This window comes from Kitasatospora sp. NPDC058032 (assembly GCF_042885845.1).
In the GTDB taxonomy this organism is placed as follows: Bacteria; Actinomycetota; Actinomycetes; order Streptomycetales; family Streptomycetaceae; genus Kitasatospora.
This window is the reverse complement of sequence record NZ_JBHVRK010000043.1, coordinates 20,077-40,339: the sequence shown is the minus strand read 5'-3', so window position 1 is coordinate 40,339 and position 20,263 is coordinate 20,077. Positions and strand designations below refer to the sequence as shown.

The window sequence follows — 20,263 nt, the reverse complement described above, 5'->3', positions numbered from 1 at the left end:
CGGAAACGCCGTAAGGCCCTTCGCTCTCGCGACGGGCCTTCCGGCTGTCTGTGCGCCGCCAGGGACTCGAACCCCGGACCCGCTGATTAAGAGTCAGCTGCTCTAACCAACTGAGCTAGCGGCGCCTGCTGACAGAGAAGACTCTAGCAGCGGGGCGGGGTCCGGCCAAAATCGAATACCCGCACCTCCCGGGCCCGCCGCCGGCCCGGGAGGCTCAGAGCGCGTCGACCGGCTCGCGGGCCGCCCGCACACAGGCCCAGAGGACGACGGAGGCCCCCGGCAGCCACGGCTCCCGGCTCTCGGGGGCGACGATCCACCGCCCCGGGCCGTGTCCCGGCGCGTCCGGGCCGCCGACCGTCCGCTGCACCGGCGGCACCGTCACGGTGTCGCCCTTGCCGTGGCAGAGCAGCGGCGGCACGTCCCGGGCCCACTCCTCCCAGGCCAGCAGTCGGCGCAGCCTGGGCGCCGCCCCCGGCTGCACGAACAGCAGCGTCCGCCCCCGGACGGCCGCCACCGGCCCGCAGCCGGGCCCGGAGGCCCAGAGCTCGTCCAGGACCCGGCGGCCGAACAGCGCCGGCATGCTGATCACGTCGAAGGCCCGCCCGCAGGGCAGCACCGAGGGCGCCCACGGCCGGGACTCCCAGAGGGCGCGCATGCTGCGCGGGTACTCGCTGGCGGAGGCGAGCCAGGCCTCTCCGGCCACGGTCACGTGCTCCACCGACTGATAGGTCCAGATGTCCACGGACAGCAGAGTGGGGTGTCCGGGGCGGGTCCGGGAGGGAAAGAGCGGTTCGCCGGACAGCGGGCCGGGTGGGGGCGTACCCTTCCGCTTCCTCCGGCATATGCCAGCGGCGACGGAACCGGGCCGTGAACCCCTCCGGGCCGATCAGTCCTCCTGCCGCCGCGGCTGGAGCAGGGTGCGGCCGTACTCGACCATCTTGGCCGCGTAGTCCGGCGTCCAGTCCGCCCGGTCCGCGATCTCGGCGTCGGACAGCGCGTCGAAGCGGCGCGGGTCCGCCAGCTGCGCGGCCGCGACCGCCTGGAAGTCGGTGGCCCGCTCGGCGGCCGTCCGGAAGGCCAGCGCCAGCTCGGTGGAGCGGCGCAGCAGCTCCGCCGGGTCGTCGATCGACTCCAGGTCGAAGAAACGCTCCGGCTCCGGTTCGGCGGCCTGCGGCTCGAACAGCAGCTGCGCCGGGCGCTGCCGCCGGCCGGGCGCCGCACCGGCGCCCGTGCCGGGACCGGCCGGTGCGGAGAGGCCGCTCGGGTCGGACGCCTGCGCATGGGAGTCGGGCATGGACGGACACCTCCGGGTGCTCGATGGGTGCGGGCGACGGCTGCTCGGGTCGGGCGCCGCCCGGTCGTGGCCGTCGTCCATTGTCTCGCGGCGGCGGCCGGTAACGGAACGGTGCGCGTCCGGGCGCTATTCCCGCCCGGCGCGCCGGGGGCGCGCGTCAGCCGGGCCGGCCGGGTGCGCGCCTGCCTGGTTCCGTACGCGCCCGGCCGGCCCGTCGCACGCCCGTGCCGGTCCGCAGGCCCGCGCCGTCAGGCCCGGCCCAGTCGCACCCGGTGCCCGGACAGGTGGTGCAGCACCCGGTGGTTGGCCTCCCAGCCGTCGGGGAACGCCACCGGAACGCCCAACTGCACCGGCTCGGTGGCCGGATGCTCGTCCAGCAGCTCCGCGATCCCGGCCCGGGCCACCACGATGCAGGCGTGCCGGTGCCGGGAGGCCAGCACGCACAGCCGGCCGGTCTCCAGGTGGAACGCGGTCGCGTCCGGCCGCCCCGACAGCGGGTGCAGCACCACGGTGACGTCGTACTCGCGGCCCTGCAGCCGGTTCGCGGTGTCCACCGTCACCGCCGGCCCGGCCACCGGGTCCACCGGCACCCCGGCCCCGGCCAGCGCGGCCCGCACCGCCGCCGCCTGGTCCCGGTGCGCGGTGCCGACGGCGACCCGGTCCGCCGTGAGCGGGGCGGACCCCTGCTCGGAGTGCGCCGTCAGCCTGCGGTCCAGCAGCCGGCGCACGGTGGCCGCGACGGCCGCCACCGCCTGCGGATCGGTGCGCACCGTGTGCCGGGCCGGCAGCTCCAGCAGCGCCCAGCCGTGCTCGGCCGCCCGGTCGATGGCGGCGTCCACCGCCGAGCCGTCCGGGCGCACCGACGCGGTCAGCGAGCGGTCCCCGGGGCCGGTGCCCGAGCGGAACGGCGTGAACGGGTAGAACGCCCCGGAGATCAGCGGCGCCGCACTGGCCGGCAGCCGCCAGGACACCGGCAGCCGGTGCGGCTCGATCTGCGGGTTGTGCGCGAGCAGGGTGACCACCGCGCTGCTCGACGGGTCGTACGACAGACCCGCCCACTGCTCGGTGCCCACCACGGTGAACGGGTCCAGCTGACCCGGGTCGCCGACGAACAGGGCCCGCTCGAACAGCCGGGCCACCGCGAGCAGCGCGTCCGACCGCATCTGGTACGCCTCGTCGACGATCGCGTGCCGCCACGGCTGCTCGGCCCGCACCCACTGCCACTTGGCCGAGGTGGAGATCACCACGTCCAGCTCGGCCAGCTCGGCGACCTTGTCCGAGGGCGTCACGTTGGGGTGCCGCAGCACCTCAGGACCCGGGCGTGCGTCGGCCGCGTGCAGCCGGCCGATCGTCAGATCGGGGGCCTTGACGGCCAGTCGGTCGACCAGGTCGTCCACCTGGCCGTTGGTCTGGGCGACGATCATCAGCCGCTCGCCGGCCCCGACCAGCTCCCGGGCGGCGCGCACCACCAGGGTCGACTTGCCGGCACCGGGCGGCGAGTCCACCACCACGCCGCGCGGCGCTCCGGCGGCCGGTCGGACGGTCGCCTCCAGGATCCGCGCCACCGCGGCGTCGGCCGCCGCGCCGGGGCTCCGGCCGGCGTCCTGCTCGGTGCTCATCGGGCGGATCACTCCCAGTCCTCGGCGGCGCCGGCCACGGCCGGCAGCACGGTGACGACGGCGCCGGGCGGGCCGCCGTGGGTCCACGGCGTGTCGTCCGGCTCGGGCAGCGGCGCGGCCTGCCGGACCGTCAGTTCGAACAGCGTGAAGGTGACCCGCTCGCCCGGCTCCGGCAGGCTCCCCGGCTCGGGCTCCCGCTTGCGCCCCATGCCGGACAGCACCCGCACGGTGATGGTGCCCGCCTCCGGGTCGGCCGCCGCGATCACGGCCTTCTGCGCCGGACCCGCCGCGGCCTCCGGCGCCGCCGGCTCCCGGACCCGGTGCACCTCCCGGCCCAGGTCGGCGTGCGGGCGGTCGTCGGTGCGGACGGTCACCAGCGGGCGCGGCTTGGGGGAGCGGCCGGTGGTGTCGTAGTCCGGCACCACCTCGGTCACCACCCCGCTGAACGCCTCCCCGGCGAGCCGGTGCTCGGCCATCGCCAGCGGGTCGTCCAGCGCCTCCTGGACGTCCAGCCGGGCCTGCTCGCGCTCGCGCTGGGCGAGCTTGCGGGCGGCCGTCACGGCGTCGTCGAGCCGCGGCTGCGGCGGCTCGCCGGCCGCCAGCCGGTCCCGGTGGCCGGTGTACGACCAGCGGTCGCCGGTCCACCGCTCGGGCAGGTGGCCGGCCGGCGGCAGGGCGCGCAGCAGGTCCAGGCCCTGCCAGACGTCGTGCCAGGTCGGCAGCAGTTCCTCGTGCAGCACGGCGCGCAGCCGCTCGACGGAGACCCGCACCGCCTCCCGGGCCGCCTCGGCGTCCGCGCGGCCCGTCGGGCCGCCCGCCGCGCCGGGGCCCTCGGCCTCGCGCTGCGCCGCCGCGGCCGCGTCGTAGCGGGCGATCGCCGGGGCCAGCACCTTGGCGTCGAACACCGGGTCGGTGGTCGGACCGGCCGGCGGGTGGATCAGCCGGCCCTCGGAACCGCGCCCGGTCTCGGCCAGCTCGGCCGCCTCCGCACCGGTCAGCCCCTCCGGCGGGGCGTGCCAGGCCAGCCGGGCGGCCAGGTGCTGGTCCTCCAGATGGCTCTGGCCGGTGGCCCAGTGCCGGGCCAGCAGCCCGGTCATCGGCAGCAGCAGGCTGGAGCCCGGCACCATCGCGCGCTCGGCGAGGTGGGTCAGCCAGCGGCCGAGCAGCGGCACCCGGGCGGGGGCCGGGAACGGGCCGGGGTCCTCGTCCTCGGCGGTGCGGCGGAACCGGGTCGAGCGGCCGAGCAGCGCCAGGTACCGCACGCCCCCGCTGTTCGGCACGATCAGCTGCGGGGCGTCCGCGCACAGCTCCCGGACGACCGGCGACTTCTCACCGGTCTCCGGGTCCTTCTCGGAGCCCTCGATCAGCTCGACCTCGTCGCCGAAGGACTCCAGGTAGGGCAGCAGATCGGCGGCCAGGTCGGCCAGGAACTCCGAGCGCAGCGTCCGGTTGAGCGGCTGCGGCACGATGTGCAGCGTCGGCGCCTGCCGGTCGGTGCCCAGCAGCACCGCCAGCGGAGCGCCGTCCTCACCGGCCGATGTCAGCGGGACGAACACCATCGGTCGCTCGGACAGGTGCCGGTGGCGGACCGTGGCCAGCGGCTCGGCCCGGCCGCTGCGCACGGCCTCCAGCCGGGCCAGGGTGGACAGCAGGCTCACCGCTCGCCCCCCGCGGCGGCCGGCGCGGTGCGGCCGAGCGCCTCGGCGCGCAGCGCGGCGGCGTAGGCCAGCCGGGCGGCGGCCTCGTCGGCCCCGTCGCCGTCCTCGTTCCCGTCCTCGTTCGCGGCCCCGTCGGCGCCGGTCCGGCCGGCCCCGCCCGGGCCGGTACGGGCGACGGCCAGCGCCTCGGTCACCGTGCGGATGCTGCCCAGCTCGCCCCGCACACCCCGGCCGAGCTGCTCGACCCGGTCCCCGCAACGGGCCTGGGAACGGCAGTGGAAGCCGAGCTCGCAGGTGGACAGGCAGTCCGGGCTGTACGCGGCGGGCACCGTCCCGACCGTCTTCTCCAGCTCCTCGGCGGAGCGGACGGGCGTGCCGTCCGCATCGGGGGAGAGGTCGAAGTCCGCCCCCGGCGGCAGCACCGCCAGCAGCCGCTCGATGCCGGTCATCCGGCTCAGCTGACGGCGGGTGGTGGCCAGCTCGCGGCGCACGTCCACCGGCACGGCGGTCGGCCGGCTGCCGAAGTCCTCGGGGCAGACCAGCAGCACGCTGGTGCGGGGGCTGCCCGGCAGCCGCTGCTCGCGGTACGGGTCCGGGTCCACCGGCTGCCCGGCGAGCGCGGCGGCCGCCTCCTGCAGCGCCAGCACGTAGACGGCGGCCTGCCGGGCGGCGGCGCCCACCTTGCCCGGGTCCGCGCCGCCGTCCAGCACCGGGAAGGACTTGATCTCCACGACGGTGCAGCGCCCGCCGTGCACCACGACGGCGTCCGGCTCCAGGTAGGCGGTGGAGCCCGCCACCTCCAGCCGCAGCATCGGGTGGTCGAGGAGCGTCCAGGCCCGCTCCTCGGCGGCCGCCTCCGCCAGGGCGGCGGCCGTCCGGTCGGCCCGGACCGCCGGACCGGAGGAGCGGAGCAGGTCCGGCACCAGCAGCGGGCCGCCCTCCTCGGACATGCCGAGCCGGTGGCGCAGCGGCTCCAGCAGCGCCGCGTAGCCGTCCGCCTTCAGCCGGGCCTCGAACACGACGCCGCGCGCCAGCGCGAACGGTGAGCGGCCGAAGGGGGCGGGGCGGCCCAGCCGGGCGGCCAGCGCCGACTTGTCCACCCCGGCGGCGTCCAGCACGGCGCGGCGGTGGCACCCCGGATTGGCGGCCAGGGCGGCGAGGGAACGGGCGTTCAGACTGCGCTGCTGCGCCGGTCCGCGCAGCTCGGCGAGCCGCTGGGCGAGCGGCTCCGCCGGCCCGCGGAGCGGGGCGTTCGTCGAGACGTTCATGGTGCGGCCCAGTGTCGCATCCGGCTCCGACAATCCGCCCCGAACGGGCCGTTGACGGCGAACCCGCACCCGCCGGACCGGCCCCGGGCACCGTCCGGCGTCCCGTGACCGGCCCCGCCACGGGACGCGGGCCGGTCGCGTGCGAGGCGCACCGGTGGGGGATCATGGAGTCCGGTGCTCGCTGGCGAGGCCGACCGTTGACACCGCCCCGAGCGCGAGGAGCCTGCCCATGCCCGCCCGAATCCTGCTGGTCCGCCACGGCGAGACCGACTGGTCGGCCACCGGCCGCCACACCGGCCGCACCGACATCCCGCTGACCGAGGACGGCCGGGCGATGGCCCGCGCGCTCGGCACCCGGCTCGCCGCGGCGCCCTGGAACGGCCTGCCCGACGCCCGCGTCTACACCAGCCCGCTCGGCCGCGCCAAGGAGACCTGCGAGCTGGCCGGCCTCGGGGACCGGGCCGTCGAGCGCCCCGAACTCCTGGAGTGGGACTACGGACAGTACGAGGGCCGCACCGGCGCCGACATCCGCGCCACCGACCAGCCCGGCTGGCTGATCTGGCGCGACGGCGTCCCCGGCGGCGAGAAGCTCTCCGAGGTCGCCGCCCGGGTCGACTCCCTGCTCGCCGAGCTCAACACCGCGCACGGCGTGCCGGACCCGGACACCACGGTCATGCACTGCGCCGACTGCGACGTCGTGCTCTTCGCCCACGGCCACCTGCTGCGCATCCTCACCGCCCGCTGGCTCGGCCTGCCGCCCGAGTTCGCCCAGCGGTTCAAGCTCGGCACCGCCGCGCTCTGCGTGCTGTCCTGGGAGTACGGCGCACCGGCGGTGGAGCTGTGGAACGACCAGGGCCACCTGGAGACCCTGAAGCACTGACCCGCGACGGCCGGCCCGCGACGGCCGGTCGCCGTCGCCCGCTCAGGCCGCCGTCGCCGCGCCGTACTCGGCCAGGAACCGCCCCACCTCCGGCACCCGCCGGTGCTCCCGCAACCGCTGCGCGGTGTCCGCGAGCATGGCGCGGATCCGGGCCGAGCGGACGTCGCCGAACAGCGCGACGGCGGCCGACCCGTGCTCCGCCGCACCCGCCAAGTCCCCCCGGCCGAGCCGGTCGTGGGCGAGCTCGGCGGTGTAGAGCACCCGGTTGCGCACGAAGTGCGGCTGCTGGAGCGCTATGGCCAGCCGGGCGTGCTCGCTGGCCCGGTCCCAGTCCCCGAGGGCGGACCAGCACTGGGCCTGCAGCCCGGCGAGTTCGGCCTCGCCGAAGAACGACATCCACTCCGGGTCGGCCTGCCGGGGGCCCTGCTCGAACAGCCGGCAGGCCCGGACGATCGCCCGCTCGCAGGTGCCCCGGTCCCGCAGCAGCGCCCAGCCGCCGGCCTCGCGCATCGTGAGCAGGGCGAGCAGCCGGGGGGAGTCGAGGTGCCGGGCGGCGGACTGCCCGGCCTGGGCGGCCCGCAGTGCCTCGCGGGGGCGGCCGGCGTCCCGGGCGAGGAAGGCGCCGTTGGAGAAGACGTGCGCCTCCAACGCGGCGTCGCCGGCCATCCGCGCGGTGGCCAGGGCCTCCGCGTAGTACGAGCGGGCGTCCGCGAGCCGGTTCGAGTCGTGCGCCAACCAGCCCACCGAGATGGCCAGTTCGCCGGCCCCGGCCTGGAGCCTTCGCTCGGTCTCGGTGGAGTACTCGCAGGCCTCGAGCAGCAGGTAGGCCTCCCGCAGCGAGCGGCCGGCCTGCTCGAACAGGGCGTCGGCGCCGTGCGCGTCGTCGGCCAGCCGGATGTCCCGGACGGCCTGCTCCACGCCGAGTACCTCGGCCGCGCCGACCTTGCGGGGCGGCGGGACGACGGGGCCGGGGCGGCCGGGCACGACGGCGCCCGGTGGAGCGGGGTGGGCGTCCGCGCCGTGGGGGGCGGGGGCCGCGGCGGCCGGGCCGGGCCGGTCGATGCCGATCACGGAGGCCAGCGCGGCCGGGCCGCCGGCCAGGAACGTACGGCGACGCACGACGTCGTTCTCCTCGTCACAGGGGTGCGGTTCGCCGGGCCCCCGGGGCGCCGTCGTGAACCTCGGCGCCGGGGCCCCGGGCGGTGGGGGCGGTTCCGCGTACGGCGAGGCAGCGTACGGGAGTCGGGTGGAGAGCGGCGATCGCGGGGCGGGCAGGGGCGGGAACGTCGGGTGGAGGGGCGGTGGTGCTCCGGCGCCCGGCCCGCCGGCCCGGTCCGGCCCGCCCCGGAGGCCACCGCTCGTGCCTGTGCCCGGGGCCCCGCCCCCGCCGCCGTCCGCCGGGCGGCGGCGGACGGCGGTGCGGGGCGCGAAGCCGAGGTCGGTGAGCGAGCGGTCCGGCCACATGTGCCGGAACACCCGCTCGTACGCGTAGTTGGGACAGCGGATCTCGCCGGACTCGACCCGCCCGACGTACCGGGCGTCGCAGGAGACGTGCTCGCCGATCTCCCGGGCCGCCCGGCGCACGGCCGTGGCGAACTCGCCCGGCGAGCGGTCGCCGCGCAGGGCGCGCATCGCGGTGTTGGGTGACGGGCGGTTCGGCTCGGCCGGTGGGGTGGCTGCCATGGTGCGCTCCGTGGTGGTGCGGGTGGTGGTGCGAGGGTCGGGCGGCGCTGGGACGGCGGGGGCTCCCGGCCGCGGGTGGGTCCGAAGGGGCCCGGTGGACGGCCGGGCGAGGCACGACAGTACCGGGAGTCACCAGTCGGACACAGCGTGTTCACGGTCGATGTACCATCAATTGGGTGCAAACCGGGCACAGTTGCCGGGATCTGCCATGAAATGCCATGCCTTGCTGTAAAGCGCCCCGTGGCCTGCGGTGCGGGCCCTGCGTTGTCCTGGTGCATGGAAGCCCCCGCCGCCGTCCCCCGCCGCGCCCCTGCCGGCACCCCCACCCGGGCGGTTCGGCTTCCGGTCCCGACGAGGCGACAGGAGGGCCCATGGCGGCCACTGGAGTACCGCAGTTCCGCCGTCCGGCCGTCGGCGGGGTGCTCGACGGAGCGGCCCCCGCCCTGCTGCCGGAGTCGGCCGACGACCGCGGCCCCGGCCGGGTCCCGTCCGGTGGCGGCCCCTGCCGGCGCCCGCGCGCGGAGAGCGACGCGGACGCCGTCCTCGTGGCCACCTTCGACACCGTGACGGTCGCCCTGCGGCACGGCCTGGAGGCGGTCGACATCCTGCGGCTGCGCCGGGCCTGCGGCGCGGTGCTGCAGAGCCGCAACGACGCCACCGTCTCCTTCCTCGTACCGGCCGGCACCTCGGCGACCTGGCACCTGCCCGGCAGTTCCTGTACCGCCGGCGCCCAACTGCTGCCCGCCACCGACCCGCGCTGGGTGCTGCCCCCGGCCGGCGCCGACCGCTCCGCCCGCCCCACCGACCCCTGGGTCCTGCGCTCGGTCCTCTGCGAGGCCGCCTGCACCCTCACCGCGGGCGGCCTCGGCCCGTCCTGACCCCCGCCCGCGCCCGCCCGCCCCCGCTGAGCTGCCGGGCTCGTCCGCGCGGCGGCGATAATGGCGGGTATGGGACGAAGCAACCGGGCCGGCCGCACCGCGGACCGCGGCCGCACCGCCGCGGAGAGCGGCCCGGCCGCCACCGGCCCCGCCGGCCGCACCCACGCCCAGGGCCCGCTCACCCGGGCCGTCGACTCCGGGCTCGCCGAACTGCGCCCCGACCGCGACCGCCCCGCCGCCTGGTCGCTGCTGATCGACGGTGCGCCGCAGTCCCTGGTCGACCTCGCCGACCCGGCCCACCTGGGCTTCGAGTACCAGCGCCGGCTCGGCCACCTGATCGACCTGGTCGCCCCGCCCGGCCGCCCGCTCACCGTCCTGCACCTCGGCGGCGGCGCCCTCACCCTGGCCCGCTACGTCGCCGCCACCCGCCCGCGCTCGCGCCAGCAGGTCGCCGAGATCGACACCGCGCTCACCGAACTGGTCCGCGCCGAACTCCCGCTGGAACGCGGCTGGCAGGTCAAGGTGCGCGGCGCGGACGCCCGCAGCGTGCTGGAGCGCACCCCCGAGGGCACCGTCGACCTGGTGATCGCCGACGTCTTCTCCGGCGCCCGGGTGCCCGCCCACTGCACCACCGTCGAGTTCACCGCGCTGGCCGCCCGGGCCCTCGCCCCCGGCGGCTGGTACGCCGTCAACATCGCCGACGGCTCCGCCCTGCCGTTCGCCCGCTCCCAGGTGGCCACCCTCGGCGCGGTCTTCCCCGAACTCTGCCTGGTCGCCGACCCCGCGGTGCTGCGCGGCAAGCGCTTCGGCAACCTCGTGCTGGCCGCCGCGCACACCCCGCTCCCGCTGGCCGAACTCACCCGCCGGGTGGCCTCGGACGCCTCCCACGGCCGGGTCGAACACGGCCGAGCCCTGGCCGACTTCGCCGCCGGCGCCACCCCGGCCACCGACGCCACCGCCACCCCCTCCCCGGCCCCGCCCCCGGGGGTCTTCCGCTAGACCGGCCTGCGGCGCATCATGTCCGGAACCCGGACGACCCGACCAGGAGGGGCACCCGCCATGCTGATCCGACCGGCCAGGCCGAGCGAGGCGGCGGCGCTCAGCGCCCTCGCCCTGCGCTCCAAGGCGCACTGGGGCTACGACGCCGAGTTCATCGAGGCCTGCCGGGCCGAACTCACCCTCGACCCGCAGCGGATCGGGCCCGACCGTACGGCCGTCGCCGAGGACGACGGCCGGGTGCTGGGCTTCGTCACCCTCACCGGGGCGCCCCCGAAGGGCGAACTGGGCATGATCTTCGTCGAGCCGGACGCCATCGGCCGCGGCATCGGCCGCCGCCTGATGGACCACCTGCGCGCCGAGGCCACGGCCCTCGGCTTCGACCGGATCACCGTCGAGGCCGACCCGCACGCCGAACCCTTCTACCTGGCCATGGGCGCCGTCCGCACCGGCACGGCCCCCTCCGGTTCCATCCCCGGGCGCGAACTGCCGCTGCTCACGCTTCACTTGCCCGCCCCCGCCGCCTGATCCCCGCCTGATCCCCGCCTGCTGATCCCCGCCTCCTGGCCCCTGGCGGTCCGCTCAGTGGCCCTTCGGCAGGCCCCGGTGCTTGTACATCGCGGCGCCGGTCAGCAACAGCCCGGCCGTGATGGGGGCGAGGACGGCGGTCGCGGTGCCGGCGGTGTCGTGGGCGACGGTGACGGCGGCCGTCCTGGTCGCGGTCCCGCCGGGCCGGGCCGTCGGGCCTGCCGCCGGGCCGGCCAGCGGGGTGCCGGGTGCGGTGGGCGGGTGCTCCCGGCCGTCCGGCCGCCCGCCCCCGTCACCCGCAGGGTCCGGGTGCCCGGGCCCCGGGGGCGGGGGTGGCGGCCGGTCCGGTGCGGCGGAGGCCGGCGGTGGGGCGGCCGGGCCGTGCGGGGTGCCGCCCGGTGGGGGCGGCGGTGCGGCGTCGGCGGGCCGGGCGGAGGTACCCGACGGCCCGTCGGCCACCTCGCCGCCGGCCGCCCGCGCCTCGACGGGGCGGGTCCGGGCGGGCCCGGCGCCCCACAGCCCGGAGGCGATCGCGAACGCGTCCGGCACGGCGGACCGCTGTCCCGGCAGGGGGAGCCCGCCGGCCCTGATCCGGTCCTGGAGGGCGCTGCCGATCGGGCTGGTCGGGCCGGTCGGGCCGGTCGCGGTGGACAGCTCCGGCGCGACCACGTCAGCGGCGACGTCCGCGGCGGCGACGTCCGCCGCGACCCGGGGGACGGCGTCGGCGAGCCGGTCGAGCAGCCCGCCGGACGGGCTCGGCGCGGGCCGCTCCGCCGGGTCGTCGGGCGCCGTCCCGCCACCGGCCGGGGCCCGGCCGACGGTCCGTCCGACCGGCTCCGGCAGCGGTTCGGCGTCGGCCGCGCAGGCACCGAACCCCCAGAGCTGCGCGAGGAGGGCCCCGCCGGCCGCGACGGCCCGTGGCCGGGGCAGCCACCGCCGGGCCGCCCGCCACCCGCCGCCGACGGTCCGTCGGGCGGCTTCCGGGCCCCTGGTCGCGTGTTTGGCTCGCACGTGAATCGAGAACGAGCGGGCGGACCGGGAGGACACGGCCGCCGTCACGGACAGTCATCGCGGGCGGACGGTTGTCACGGGCGGTCGTCGTGGGCCGTCCGCCCCTCGGCCCCGCCCGCCCCGTCCGCCGTGCTCCGCTCAGGAGTTGGGGCGCAGTGTCCAGATCACCGTCATGACGCCGGTCACCGCGCCGTCGGCCCGGGTGATCTCGACGGTCACCGGGAACTCGGGGCGCTCGCCCTTGTCGAGTTCGGCGACGATGTCGGCGGCCGGCCGGCCGAGCACGGCGGTGGCCGTGACGGCGCCCATGGCGAGCTTCTTGTAGGAGATCTCGGCGCTCACCGCCAGCGGCACCGCGCGCGAGAGCTGGTCGCCGAAGGCGCCGAGCACGATGCAGCCGCTGGCCGACTCGGCCAGGGTGAACATCGCGCCGGCGTGCGGGCCGCCCACGTGGTTGTGGTACTCGGGCTGGTCGGGCAGCCGCAGCACGGCACGCTCCGGGGTGGTCTCCAGGTACTCGAGCTTCAGGGTCCGGGCCATCGGGACGGTGGAGTCGAGCAGTCGGCCGATCGAAGGAGTGGTCATGGCGGCAACGTTACTAGCCAGTAGCTTCTGGTGGCAGACCCGAGGCCGGGGAAGGGAATGAGACGCGGGCCACAGTGCGACGCGCGCCACCCCACCCCCGCCCGGCCGCCGCCGATGTGAGGGAACGCGAAAAAGCCCGAGGGGCCGGTCCCTTGACGAGACCGGCCCCTCGGGGCGATGGGGTGAGTGACGGGACTCGAACCCGCGGCCACCTGGACCACAACCAGGTGCTCTACCAACTGAGCTACACCCACCATCTGTCCGGACCGTTCACGCTTTTCGGCGTTCCCGCTCCGACAAGAAGAACTCTACAGGATCCGGAAGGGTGCTCGCGCCAGGGTTTCCCCGCCCCGCGCGAGCACCTCCGTCGCCCCCGGGCTCAGCCCGTCGGCGCCTGGTACTTCTCGGCGATCGCGCGCGCGGTGTCGGTGTCCGGGCCGGGCTGCGGGACGAACACCGCCTCCCGGTAGTAGCGCAGTTCGTCGATGCTCTCGCGGATGTCGGCGAGCGCCCGGTGGTTCCCGCCCTTCTGCGGGCTGTTGTAGTACGCCTTCGGGTACCAGCGCCGGGCCAGCTCCTTGATCGAGGAGACGTCCACGATCCGGTAGTGCAGGTGGCCCTCCAGCGCGGGCATGTCCCGGCTCAGGAACCCGCGGTCGGTGGCCACCGAGTTCCCGCACAGCGGCGTGCGCCCGGCCTCCGGCACGTGCTCGCGGACGTACGCGAGCACCAGCGCCTCCGCCTCGGCCAGCGTGACCCCGTGCTCCAGCTCCTCCAGCAGCCCGGAGGCGGTGTGCATCTCCCGCACCACCTCGGGCATGTTCGCCAGCGCCTCGGCGGGCGGACGGATGATGACGTCCACACCCTCGCCGAGGATGTTCAGCTCCGAGTCCGTCACCAGCGCCGCGACCTCGACCAGGGCGTCCCGGTCGAGGTCGAGGCCTGTCATTTCACAGTCGATCCATACCAAACGGTCATTCACACCACTCACCCTACGGCGCGATCACGCGCCGCGGGCACCGATGGAGCCGAGCGCGGTGCCGGGGTGCGGCCCTCGGAGCCGTGCTCCTCCGGCGCGTGGCCGTCCGTCTCCCGGACCTCGCGGACGTCCCGGACATCCCGGACGTCCCGGACCTCCCGGCCGGGGTACGCCGGGCGGGCGTCCCGCCCGGGCCGCCCCTCGCGGGCCTCCCTGGCCTCGGCCGCGGTGCCCCGCACGCCCTGCGGGCGGAGCTGGCCCGCCCGGGCCTGCCGGGCCCGGACCTCCGGCGACCCGTCCTGCGGCCGGTCGGCCGCGCTCCGGTGCCCCTGGCCCTGGCCGCGTGCGCCCGGCTGCGGGATCCCGTCCTCGGCGGCGGCGTGCTCCACCGTCCTGGACGGCCGCCCCGTGCCGGGCCCGGGCTGCGCCGGGACCAGCGGCGGGCGCGCCGGACCACGGCCGGTCCCCGGCTGCCCGGGGTGCGACTGGTGTCCGGCCGACTGGTGCGGGTACGACTGCCCGGCCCGCGCGTGCACGCCCGGTCCGGACGGCTGTCCGTGCTGGCCCGGGACCGCGGTGCCCGAGCCGCCCGGGTAGCCCTGGGCGGTGGCCGACCCGTGCCCCACCGGCGTGCCGTGCCCGCCGGGTGCGCCGTGCCCACCGTGCTGGCCCGGGACCGACCCGCCCATCGTGCCGGCCGCGGCCGCCGACCCGACCGCCCCCGCCGTCCGCAGGTCGCCGCCCGTCGGCGCGGCCGGCGCCGCAGCGGACGCCCCGGGCCGCCGGGCCCGGTAGCTCGTCCGGTACGCGGCCGGCGAGACCCCGAGCTGGCGTCGGAAGTGCCCGCGCAGCGCCACCGGCGACCGGAAGCCGCAGCGGCGTGCGACGTCGTCCACCGACAGCTCCGAGGTCTCCAGCAGCCGCTGCGCCTGCAGCACCCGCTGGGTGATCAGCCACTGCAGCGGGGCGCTGCCGGTGAGCGTGCGGAACCGCCGGTCGAAGGTCCGCCGGCTCATGTAGGCGCGGGCCGCCAGCACCTCGACGTCGAACTGCTGGTTGAGGTTCTCCAGGGCCCAGGTCACGACCTCGGCGAGCGGGTCGTTGCCGATCTCCTCAGGTAAAGACTGATCGATGTACTGGGCCTGTCCGCCGCCGCTGCGCCGGCTCGGCACCACCAGTCGGCGGGCGAGCGCGTTGGCCGCCTCGGCGCCGTGGTCGCTGCGGACCACGTGCAGGCACAGGTCGATCCCGGCGGCGGTGCCGGCCGAGGTCAGCACGTCGCCGTCGTCGACGAACAGCTCGCGCGGGTCGACGTGCACCCGCGGGTAGCGCTTGGCCAGGGTCGGCGCGTACATCCAGTGGGTGGTCGCCGGGCGGCCGTCCAGCAGGCCGGCGGCGGCGAGGACGAACGCGCCGGTGCACAGGCCGATGATCCGCGCGCCCTCGTGGTGCGCCTTGCGCAGCGCGGTGATCGCCTCGACCGGCGGCGGCTGCGAGATCGAGCGCCAGGCCGGGACGACGATCGTGCCGGCCCGGGCCAGTGCCTCCAGCCCGTACGGGGCGGAGAGGGTGAGGCCGCCGGTGGTGGCGAGCGGGCCCTCCTCACCGGCGCAGACCAGCAGGCGGTAGCGCGGCACCCCGGCGTCCTGGCGGTCGACGCCGAAAACCGAGAGCGGGATCGAGCTCTCGAAGATCGGTGCGCCGCCGAAGATCAGGACGGCGACGGTCTCGCGGCGGCGGCGCCCGGAGAGCTTGCGGGGCGCGGCAGCCAGCACGGCCGTCGAGGAGCCGTTGAGGCCGCCGACGGGGCCGCCGTGGCCGTGCGCCGACGGGCCGTGGCCGCCGAGGCCGAGCGGTCCGCCGGTGTTCGCGGGGCCGGGCAGGCCGGGAAGGGCCGGTCCGAGGCCGGCGCCGGGAGCGCCCGGGCCGGTGAAGGCGGCGGCGGGGGAAGCGAAGGTCGTGAAGCCGCCGTCGGCTCCGGAATGGCCGCCCGGGTGCCCGCCGGAATGGCCGGTTACCGACGTCCCGGCCCGGCCGTCCGAGCCGCCGCCGTACCCGCCGGAGTGGCTGACGGGCGGTCGGCTGACGGGGCGTCCGCCGTGTTCCGGGGCGCCCGGGAAGGGCGGGGAACCCGGGGCCTGCGGGGCACCGGAGCCGCCTGGGGCGCCTGGTGCGGATGGGGTTCCCGGGGCGGACGGGGCCGCGGGGGAATAGGAGGAGTAGGAGGTGGTGCCGGAGTGACGGGTGTTGGCGGCGGAGGCCTGAGAGCCGGCGCTTCTCGTGGAACGACCCGCGATACCGGTCACGGCCTGGCCGCTGTCAGGACCCGCGTCGCTCCTGCTCACCCTGCTCAAGGCGCTCAAGCCCCCTCGGTGGTGTGGTGTGGTGGTGCGGCACTGCTAGCCAAGATCGAATCTATCGGGTGGACCGTTGCCGTTGTGACAAGTTCACCATCCGACGCTATGTCGACATGGCAATTTGGCGTGATGCATTCGATCACGAAGCGTGGCACCCGTCGACCCTTCTGGGAAGAGGGTCGGTGCAACGGTGGCTGGTTGTCGCGGGACGGGTCCTGGGGCGTCCGGCTCAGACGCGCCCGGCCGGTGTGCCTGGGCTGCGGATTTGCCCAAGGGCGGGGGAGTCGCGCGAGATTGACCGAAAATAGGCGGTGCACGTGAGGGCGCACGGCTGCAGCGCGTGCGCCTCCCAGGCTTCATCCGGCCAGTGCCTGAGCCAGGGAGCGGTGGCCGGCCACCTGGTACCCCGTCACCGGGGGAGATCCCCGGCCGGCCCGAACAGGCCAACGGCGGCGTCTCCGGCCCCCGGAGGTCGACCGCCGGAGGGCGGCGCGGTGCACGAACCGGCCGCCCGGGGCCCGGAACTGACGACGCCGATCACGGCGCAACGGTTGCGCCGGGCGGGGCCTTGATCTGAGCCCTTCGGCCGCGTGGCGCGTCGACGGCGTTGTCCGGCAGCCCTGCTGACGGCGGGTGAGTCGCCCGGGCGCGAGCCGCCGGCGGGTGATGCCGCCGAGCCGTCGACGCATGCACCCGCCCACGCCCGCGCGGCGGCCTCCGCGCGACCACGGCCCGAAGTCCGCGACCCGGTCCGGGCCGGGCGGTGCGGCGGCACCGCGAAAGCCGGTCCCGTGCCGTGAGCGCGGCCACATGCTCCGCGGGTGCGGAGCCGGCGGCGGCGTCCTCGGCAAACCCGCCGGACCGGTTTCGGACAGCCTGTCCGGCCCCGGAAGCCGATGAAGCACTGCCCGCGATGTGGACCGTTGAAGGTGCGCGCCTGCCGTCCGGGGCGGCCGGCCGGTCATCGCGCCGTCGCGCACGCCGCTCTGCGCCGCCGTGGCCGCTCCGCGCCGGCCGGGTCGGCGCCCCTCCCGCGCGTCTAACCCGCCAGGCGCGCGACGGCAACGCCGCCGCCGACGGAGCGGCGTGGAACGCCCGGCCCTCCCGCGAGGGCCTCGGCGAGGGGCGCCGAGACGCCGCGGGCGGACAGCACCTGCCGGACCGCCTCCGGCAGACCGGCGGCCTTGAGCGTCGGCCGGTAGGCGGGCTCGGCCCACGGGCGGCCGTGGTGCAGCCAGACGCTCCGCAGCCCGGCCAGTTCGGCGCCGGCGATGTCCGCGGGGGCGTGGTCGCCGATCATCCAGGTGTGCGTGGCCCAGTCCCCGGTCGGCGCGATGCCGCACCGCTGCGCCGCGATCTCGAAGATCATCGGGTCCGGTTTGAGGCAGTCGGCCTCCTCGGAGATCACCCAGCCGTCGACCATCGGTCCGAGGCCGGTCCTCCGGATCTTCTCCAGTTGGGCGCCGGTGCTGCCGTTGCTGACGATGCCGAGCCGCCACCCGGCGGCGCGCGCCGCCCGCAGTGCGTCGATGTTGCGGGCCGGACAGTGGATGTGGGAGTTGATGCCGTGCCGGTAGTGGGCGAGCAACCGGTCGAGCGACTCGTCGAGGCCGTAGCGGCGCCGGGCGGCGGACAGTACGGTGCTGCGCGGTACATAGCCGCCGCCGTCGATGGTGACGAGCCAGTCGACGTCTCCGGCCGGCAGCGCCCGTTCGGTCAGAAAGTCCTGAGCCCAGGCCCGGAATGCGGCGTCCCTGGGGAGCAGCGTGTTGTCGAGGTCGAGCAGGAGCAGGGGCATGTCGAGCATGGTGCCAGCGGTCGCGCCTATGCACCTGGCAAATGCCAGACGGCGTCCCGAACCGGCGCCCCTTGGCTGAAACGGGTGCCGGAGCGGCGGCGCACCGCCCCCACCGCCCCCACGACTGCTCACCGTCCTCCCGCGGCTCACCGCCCTTCCGTCCGATGACCGGTCGCTCCGCCGGTCGCCTCGCCGGTCGTCTCACTGCCCGGTGACCCTCGGCAACGGATCGTCATCGATCCATGACAGTCCGGTCACGGTGTCCCCGAAGCCTGTTGCGCGGCCCGGTCCGCTCAGTCAAGCTCCAGGGAACCTCCTTCGCCGGAGGGGCGCCTTCGCGCCTGGGTGGGGGCGCACCGCAGTCGGTGCGCGCATCCCTCGTTCGTGGGAAGAGTGTCGCCCCCGAGGCCGCGCGGCTGGGCTGCGTGTCCGGCCCGTCGTACTCTGAAAGGAACAGGTCACAAACGGTGGTGCTCGGCGCAGACCGACGTCTTCCCGTGTGCGGGCCTGCCGCCCGGGCAGCGTTGTCCTCTCCTGTCGGCCCATCTCCTTCGAAGAGCCTTGTGCCATGGCTGGTTCTGAGCCCTCCCGACCGGTGGAGCCGGGCGAGGACGCCCGTTTCACCCACCCGCTTCGCCACCTCGCCCGCCGGGGCCGTCCCGGACCGGGCTCCCGCCAGCGGCGGGACGACCGGCGGTCCGATGCTCCTCCGGAGCCCCCGGTGACGGGCCGGCCGGGACCGGGCGCCGAACGTCCGAGCGCCTTCGGTCCGCCCGGCGCGGCCGGCGAGCCGGCGGTCCGCGACGCGACCGCCAAGCCCTGCGACCCGGCCTTCCAGCACGGCGTGGTGGTGGGCTTCGACGGCTCGCTGTCCAGCGAGCGCGCCCTCGCCTACGCGGTGGGCATGGCCCGCCGCTCCCAGTGCGGCCTGGTGATCGTGCACGTGGCCAACCGCCTGCCCGCCACCGTCTGGGCCGGCTGCGAGCCGCCGGTCTTCGTCGACCTCCCCGACCACCGGACGGAGGTGCTCGGCCTGGAGCTCGCCTGCGCGGACTTCCTCGCCGGGGTGCCCTGGATCCTGGTCGAGCGTGGCGGCGACATCTGCCACGAGATCGAGGAGGTCGGCCGCGAGTTCGCCGCCGACGCGATCGTGGTCGGCACCACGCACGGCCTGCTCGGCAAGATCTTCGGCTCGGTCTCCGGTCGCCTGGCCCGCCGTGCCAACCGCCCGGTGATCGTGATCCCCTGACGGCCGGTCCGGCGCCCGTGCCGACGAACAGCTGCTCCGCATTCACCAGTTGACGATCGGCCCGCGCCCCGGTCCGACCCCAGCGGTCGGTGGCGACGCCAACCCCGTTGGCACCCACGCCTGGGATGGCCCCGGGCACCGTCCCAGGCGTGGCCGCCAACGTTGCCGCTGCCACGCCCCTGGTGATCGCCCCCGGACCGGCCCCCCGCACCGTCCGCCGGTTCGAGCGGGCCGGCGGACGGTGCGGGTCCGGCCTACGACAGCCTCAGGAGCCGATGCCGAGCTCTCGCGCGATGAGCATCCGCTGGACCTCCGAGGTGCCTTCGCCGATCTCCAGGATCTTGCAGTCCCGCCAGAAGCGGGCGACCGGGAATTCGTTCATGAAGCCGTACCCACCGTGGATCTGGGTCGCCTCGCGGGCGTTGTCGACGGCGGCCTCCGACGAGTACAGCTTGGCGATCGCAGCCTCCTTCTTGAACGGTTCCGAGTGCAGCAGCCGGGACGCGGCGTCCCGCCAGGCGAGGCGGGCGGTGTGGGCGCGCATCTCCATGTCGGCGAGCTTGAACTGGATGGCCTGGTTGGCGCCGATCGCGCGGCCGAAGGCGCGGCGCGTACCGGCGTACGAGACGGACTGGTCGACGCAACCCTGGGCCAGGCCGGTGGCCAGAGCGGCGATCGCGATGCGGCCCTCGTCGAGGATCCGCAGGAACTGGGCGTAGCCGCGACCTCGCTCGCCCAGCAGGTTGGCCGCGGGGACGCGGCAGTCGGTAAAGGACAGTTCGCGGGTGTCGGATGCGTTCCATCCGACCTTCGAGTACTTCTTCGACACCTGGAACCCGGGGGTCCCGGTGGGCACGATGATGGAGGAGATTTCCCGCCGGGGCGAGGAGAATTCGCCCTCTTCACTCGAACGAGCGATCGGTTCGGTGAGCGCGGTGACGGTGACCAGCCCGGTGATGTCGGTACCGGAGTTGGTGATGAAGCACTTGGTGCCGTTGATCACCCACTCGTCGGTGGCCTCGTCGTACCGCGCGGTGGTGCGGGTCGCCCCGGCGTCGGAGCCGCCCTCGGGCTCGGTCAGGCCGAACGCGCCGAGCAGTTCGCCCGAGGTCAGCCGGGGCAGCCACTCGCGCTTCTGCTCCTCCGTGCCGAACCGGTAGACGGGCATCGCGCCGAGCGAGACCGCCGCCTCGAGGGTGATCGCGACCGAGGAGTCGACCCGGGCCAGCTCCTCCAGCGCCAGGCAGAGCGCGAAGTAGTCGCCGCCCATGCCGCCGTACTCCTCCGGGAACGGCAGGCCGAACAGACCCATCCGCCCCATCTCCCGCACGATCTCGTAGGGGAACTCGCCCTGCTCGTAGTACTCGCCGATCTTCGGCGCCACCACGTCCTGGGCGAATTCGGCCACGGTGCGCCGCAGTTCCTCGTGCTCGGTGTTCAGCCGGTGGTCGAGCATGATGGTGATCCTCCTGGGGCCCCG

The 20,263-nt window shown here is 76.2% G+C and carries 15 protein-coding genes, 2 tRNA genes and 2 pseudogenes; 5 read left to right on the top strand and 14 right to left on the bottom strand.

What is annotated here, in order from left to right:
* Positions 1 to 51 precede the first annotated feature (51 nt).
* From ACFVUH_RS35940 to ACFVUH_RS35915, 6 genes are all read right to left on the bottom strand, one after another.
* Positions 52 to 125, bottom strand: a tRNA-Lys gene (locus ACFVUH_RS35940).
* 89 nt (positions 126 to 214) lie between these two features.
* Positions 215 to 802: a bifunctional DNA primase/polymerase gene (locus tag ACFVUH_RS35935; RefSeq protein ID WP_355370175.1), complete on the bottom strand. Its 588-nt coding sequence runs from the start codon at positions 800 to 802 to the stop codon at positions 215 to 217.
* Between the two features lie 84 nt (positions 803 to 886).
* On the bottom strand, positions 887 to 1,294 hold the full coding sequence (locus ACFVUH_RS35930) for a hypothetical protein (RefSeq protein ID WP_355370110.1): 408 nt from the start codon (positions 1,292 to 1,294) through the stop codon (positions 887 to 889).
* A gap of 248 nt (positions 1,295 to 1,542) precedes the next feature.
* Positions 1,543 to 2,913, bottom strand: coding sequence for an AAA family ATPase (locus ACFVUH_RS35925; RefSeq protein ID WP_387917761.1), 1,371 nt, complete (start codon positions 2,911 to 2,913; stop codon positions 1,543 to 1,545).
* Between the two features lie 8 nt (positions 2,914 to 2,921).
* Complete coding sequence (locus ACFVUH_RS35920) at positions 2,922 to 4,571, bottom strand: hypothetical protein (protein WP_387917760.1); 1,650 nt, start codon at positions 4,569 to 4,571, stop codon at positions 2,922 to 2,924.
* Positions 4,568 to 5,839, bottom strand: coding sequence for a hypothetical protein (locus ACFVUH_RS35915; RefSeq protein ID WP_387917759.1), 1,272 nt, complete (start codon positions 5,837 to 5,839; stop codon positions 4,568 to 4,570). Before ACFVUH_RS35915 ends, ACFVUH_RS35920 begins: the two co-directional genes overlap by 4 nt.
* A 229-nt stretch (positions 5,840 to 6,068) precedes the next feature.
* On the opposite strand from ACFVUH_RS35915, the gene ACFVUH_RS35910 reads away from it, so the two are divergent.
* Positions 6,069 to 6,719, top strand: coding sequence for a histidine phosphatase family protein (locus ACFVUH_RS35910; RefSeq protein ID WP_355370118.1), 651 nt, complete (start codon positions 6,069 to 6,071; stop codon positions 6,717 to 6,719).
* A 42-nt stretch (positions 6,720 to 6,761) separates the two neighbouring features.
* On the opposite strand, the gene ACFVUH_RS35905 is transcribed toward ACFVUH_RS35910, so the two are convergent.
* Positions 6,762 to 8,402 (bottom strand): tetratricopeptide repeat protein, encoded by a 1,641-nt coding sequence (locus ACFVUH_RS35905; RefSeq protein ID WP_387917757.1) that lies wholly within the window; start codon positions 8,400 to 8,402, stop codon positions 6,762 to 6,764.
* A 371-nt stretch (positions 8,403 to 8,773) separates the two neighbouring features.
* Between ACFVUH_RS35905 and ACFVUH_RS35900 the strand changes: the two genes are divergently transcribed.
* From ACFVUH_RS35900 to ACFVUH_RS35890, 3 genes are all read left to right on the top strand, one after another.
* On the top strand, positions 8,774 to 9,280 hold the full coding sequence (locus ACFVUH_RS35900; protein WP_387917755.1) for a hypothetical protein: 507 nt from the start codon (positions 8,774 to 8,776) through the stop codon (positions 9,278 to 9,280).
* A 69-nt stretch (positions 9,281 to 9,349) separates the two neighbouring features.
* Entirely contained in the window at positions 9,350 to 10,279 is a 930-nt protein-coding gene (locus ACFVUH_RS35895; protein WP_355370124.1) for a fused MFS/spermidine synthase, read from the top strand.
* A 60-nt stretch (positions 10,280 to 10,339) separates the two neighbouring features.
* Entirely contained in the window at positions 10,340 to 10,804 is a 465-nt protein-coding gene (locus ACFVUH_RS35890; protein WP_355370126.1) for a GNAT family N-acetyltransferase, read from the top strand.
* A gap of 54 nt (positions 10,805 to 10,858) precedes the next feature.
* Here the strand turns inward: ACFVUH_RS35890 and ACFVUH_RS35885 are convergent, their stop codons facing one another.
* The 6 genes and pseudogenes from ACFVUH_RS35885 to ACFVUH_RS35860 form a co-directional block, all read right to left on the bottom strand.
* Entirely contained in the window at positions 10,859 to 11,815 is a 957-nt protein-coding gene (locus ACFVUH_RS35885) for a hypothetical protein (protein ID WP_387917754.1), read from the bottom strand.
* A gap of 138 nt (positions 11,816 to 11,953) precedes the next feature.
* Complete coding sequence (locus ACFVUH_RS35880; protein ID WP_355370130.1) at positions 11,954 to 12,400, bottom strand: DUF4442 domain-containing protein; 447 nt, start codon at positions 12,398 to 12,400, stop codon at positions 11,954 to 11,956.
* Positions 12,401 to 12,578: 178 nt separating this feature from the next.
* Positions 12,579 to 12,654: transfer RNA gene (locus ACFVUH_RS35875), tRNA-His, on the bottom strand.
* A 125-nt stretch (positions 12,655 to 12,779) separates the two neighbouring features.
* Positions 12,780 to 13,382 (bottom strand): oligoribonuclease, encoded by a 603-nt coding sequence (orn, locus tag ACFVUH_RS35870; RefSeq protein WP_355370132.1) that lies wholly within the window; start codon positions 13,380 to 13,382, stop codon positions 12,780 to 12,782.
* A gap of 773 nt (positions 13,383 to 14,155) precedes the next feature.
* A pseudogene (locus ACFVUH_RS35865) lies at positions 14,156 to 15,154 on the bottom strand (helix-turn-helix domain-containing protein); the annotation flags it as partial.
* A gap of 1,621 nt (positions 15,155 to 16,775) precedes the next feature.
* Positions 16,776 to 17,534, bottom strand: a complete 759-nt coding sequence (locus ACFVUH_RS35860) for an HAD family hydrolase (protein ID WP_387917751.1) — start codon at positions 17,532 to 17,534, stop codon at positions 16,776 to 16,778.
* An 814-nt stretch (positions 17,535 to 18,348) separates the two neighbouring features.
* Between ACFVUH_RS35860 and ACFVUH_RS35855 the strand changes: the two are divergent.
* Positions 18,349 to 18,783 (top strand): annotated as a pseudogene (locus ACFVUH_RS35855) (universal stress protein); the annotation flags it as partial.
* A 265-nt stretch (positions 18,784 to 19,048) separates the two neighbouring features.
* Here the strand turns inward: ACFVUH_RS35855 and ACFVUH_RS35850 are convergent.
* Positions 19,049 to 20,239 carry an acyl-CoA dehydrogenase family protein gene (locus ACFVUH_RS35850; RefSeq protein WP_355370136.1) on the bottom strand — a complete coding sequence of 397 codons (1,191 nt, stop codon included), beginning with the start codon at positions 20,237 to 20,239 and terminating at the stop codon, positions 19,049 to 19,051.
* Positions 20,240 to 20,263: the final 24 nt, after the last annotated feature.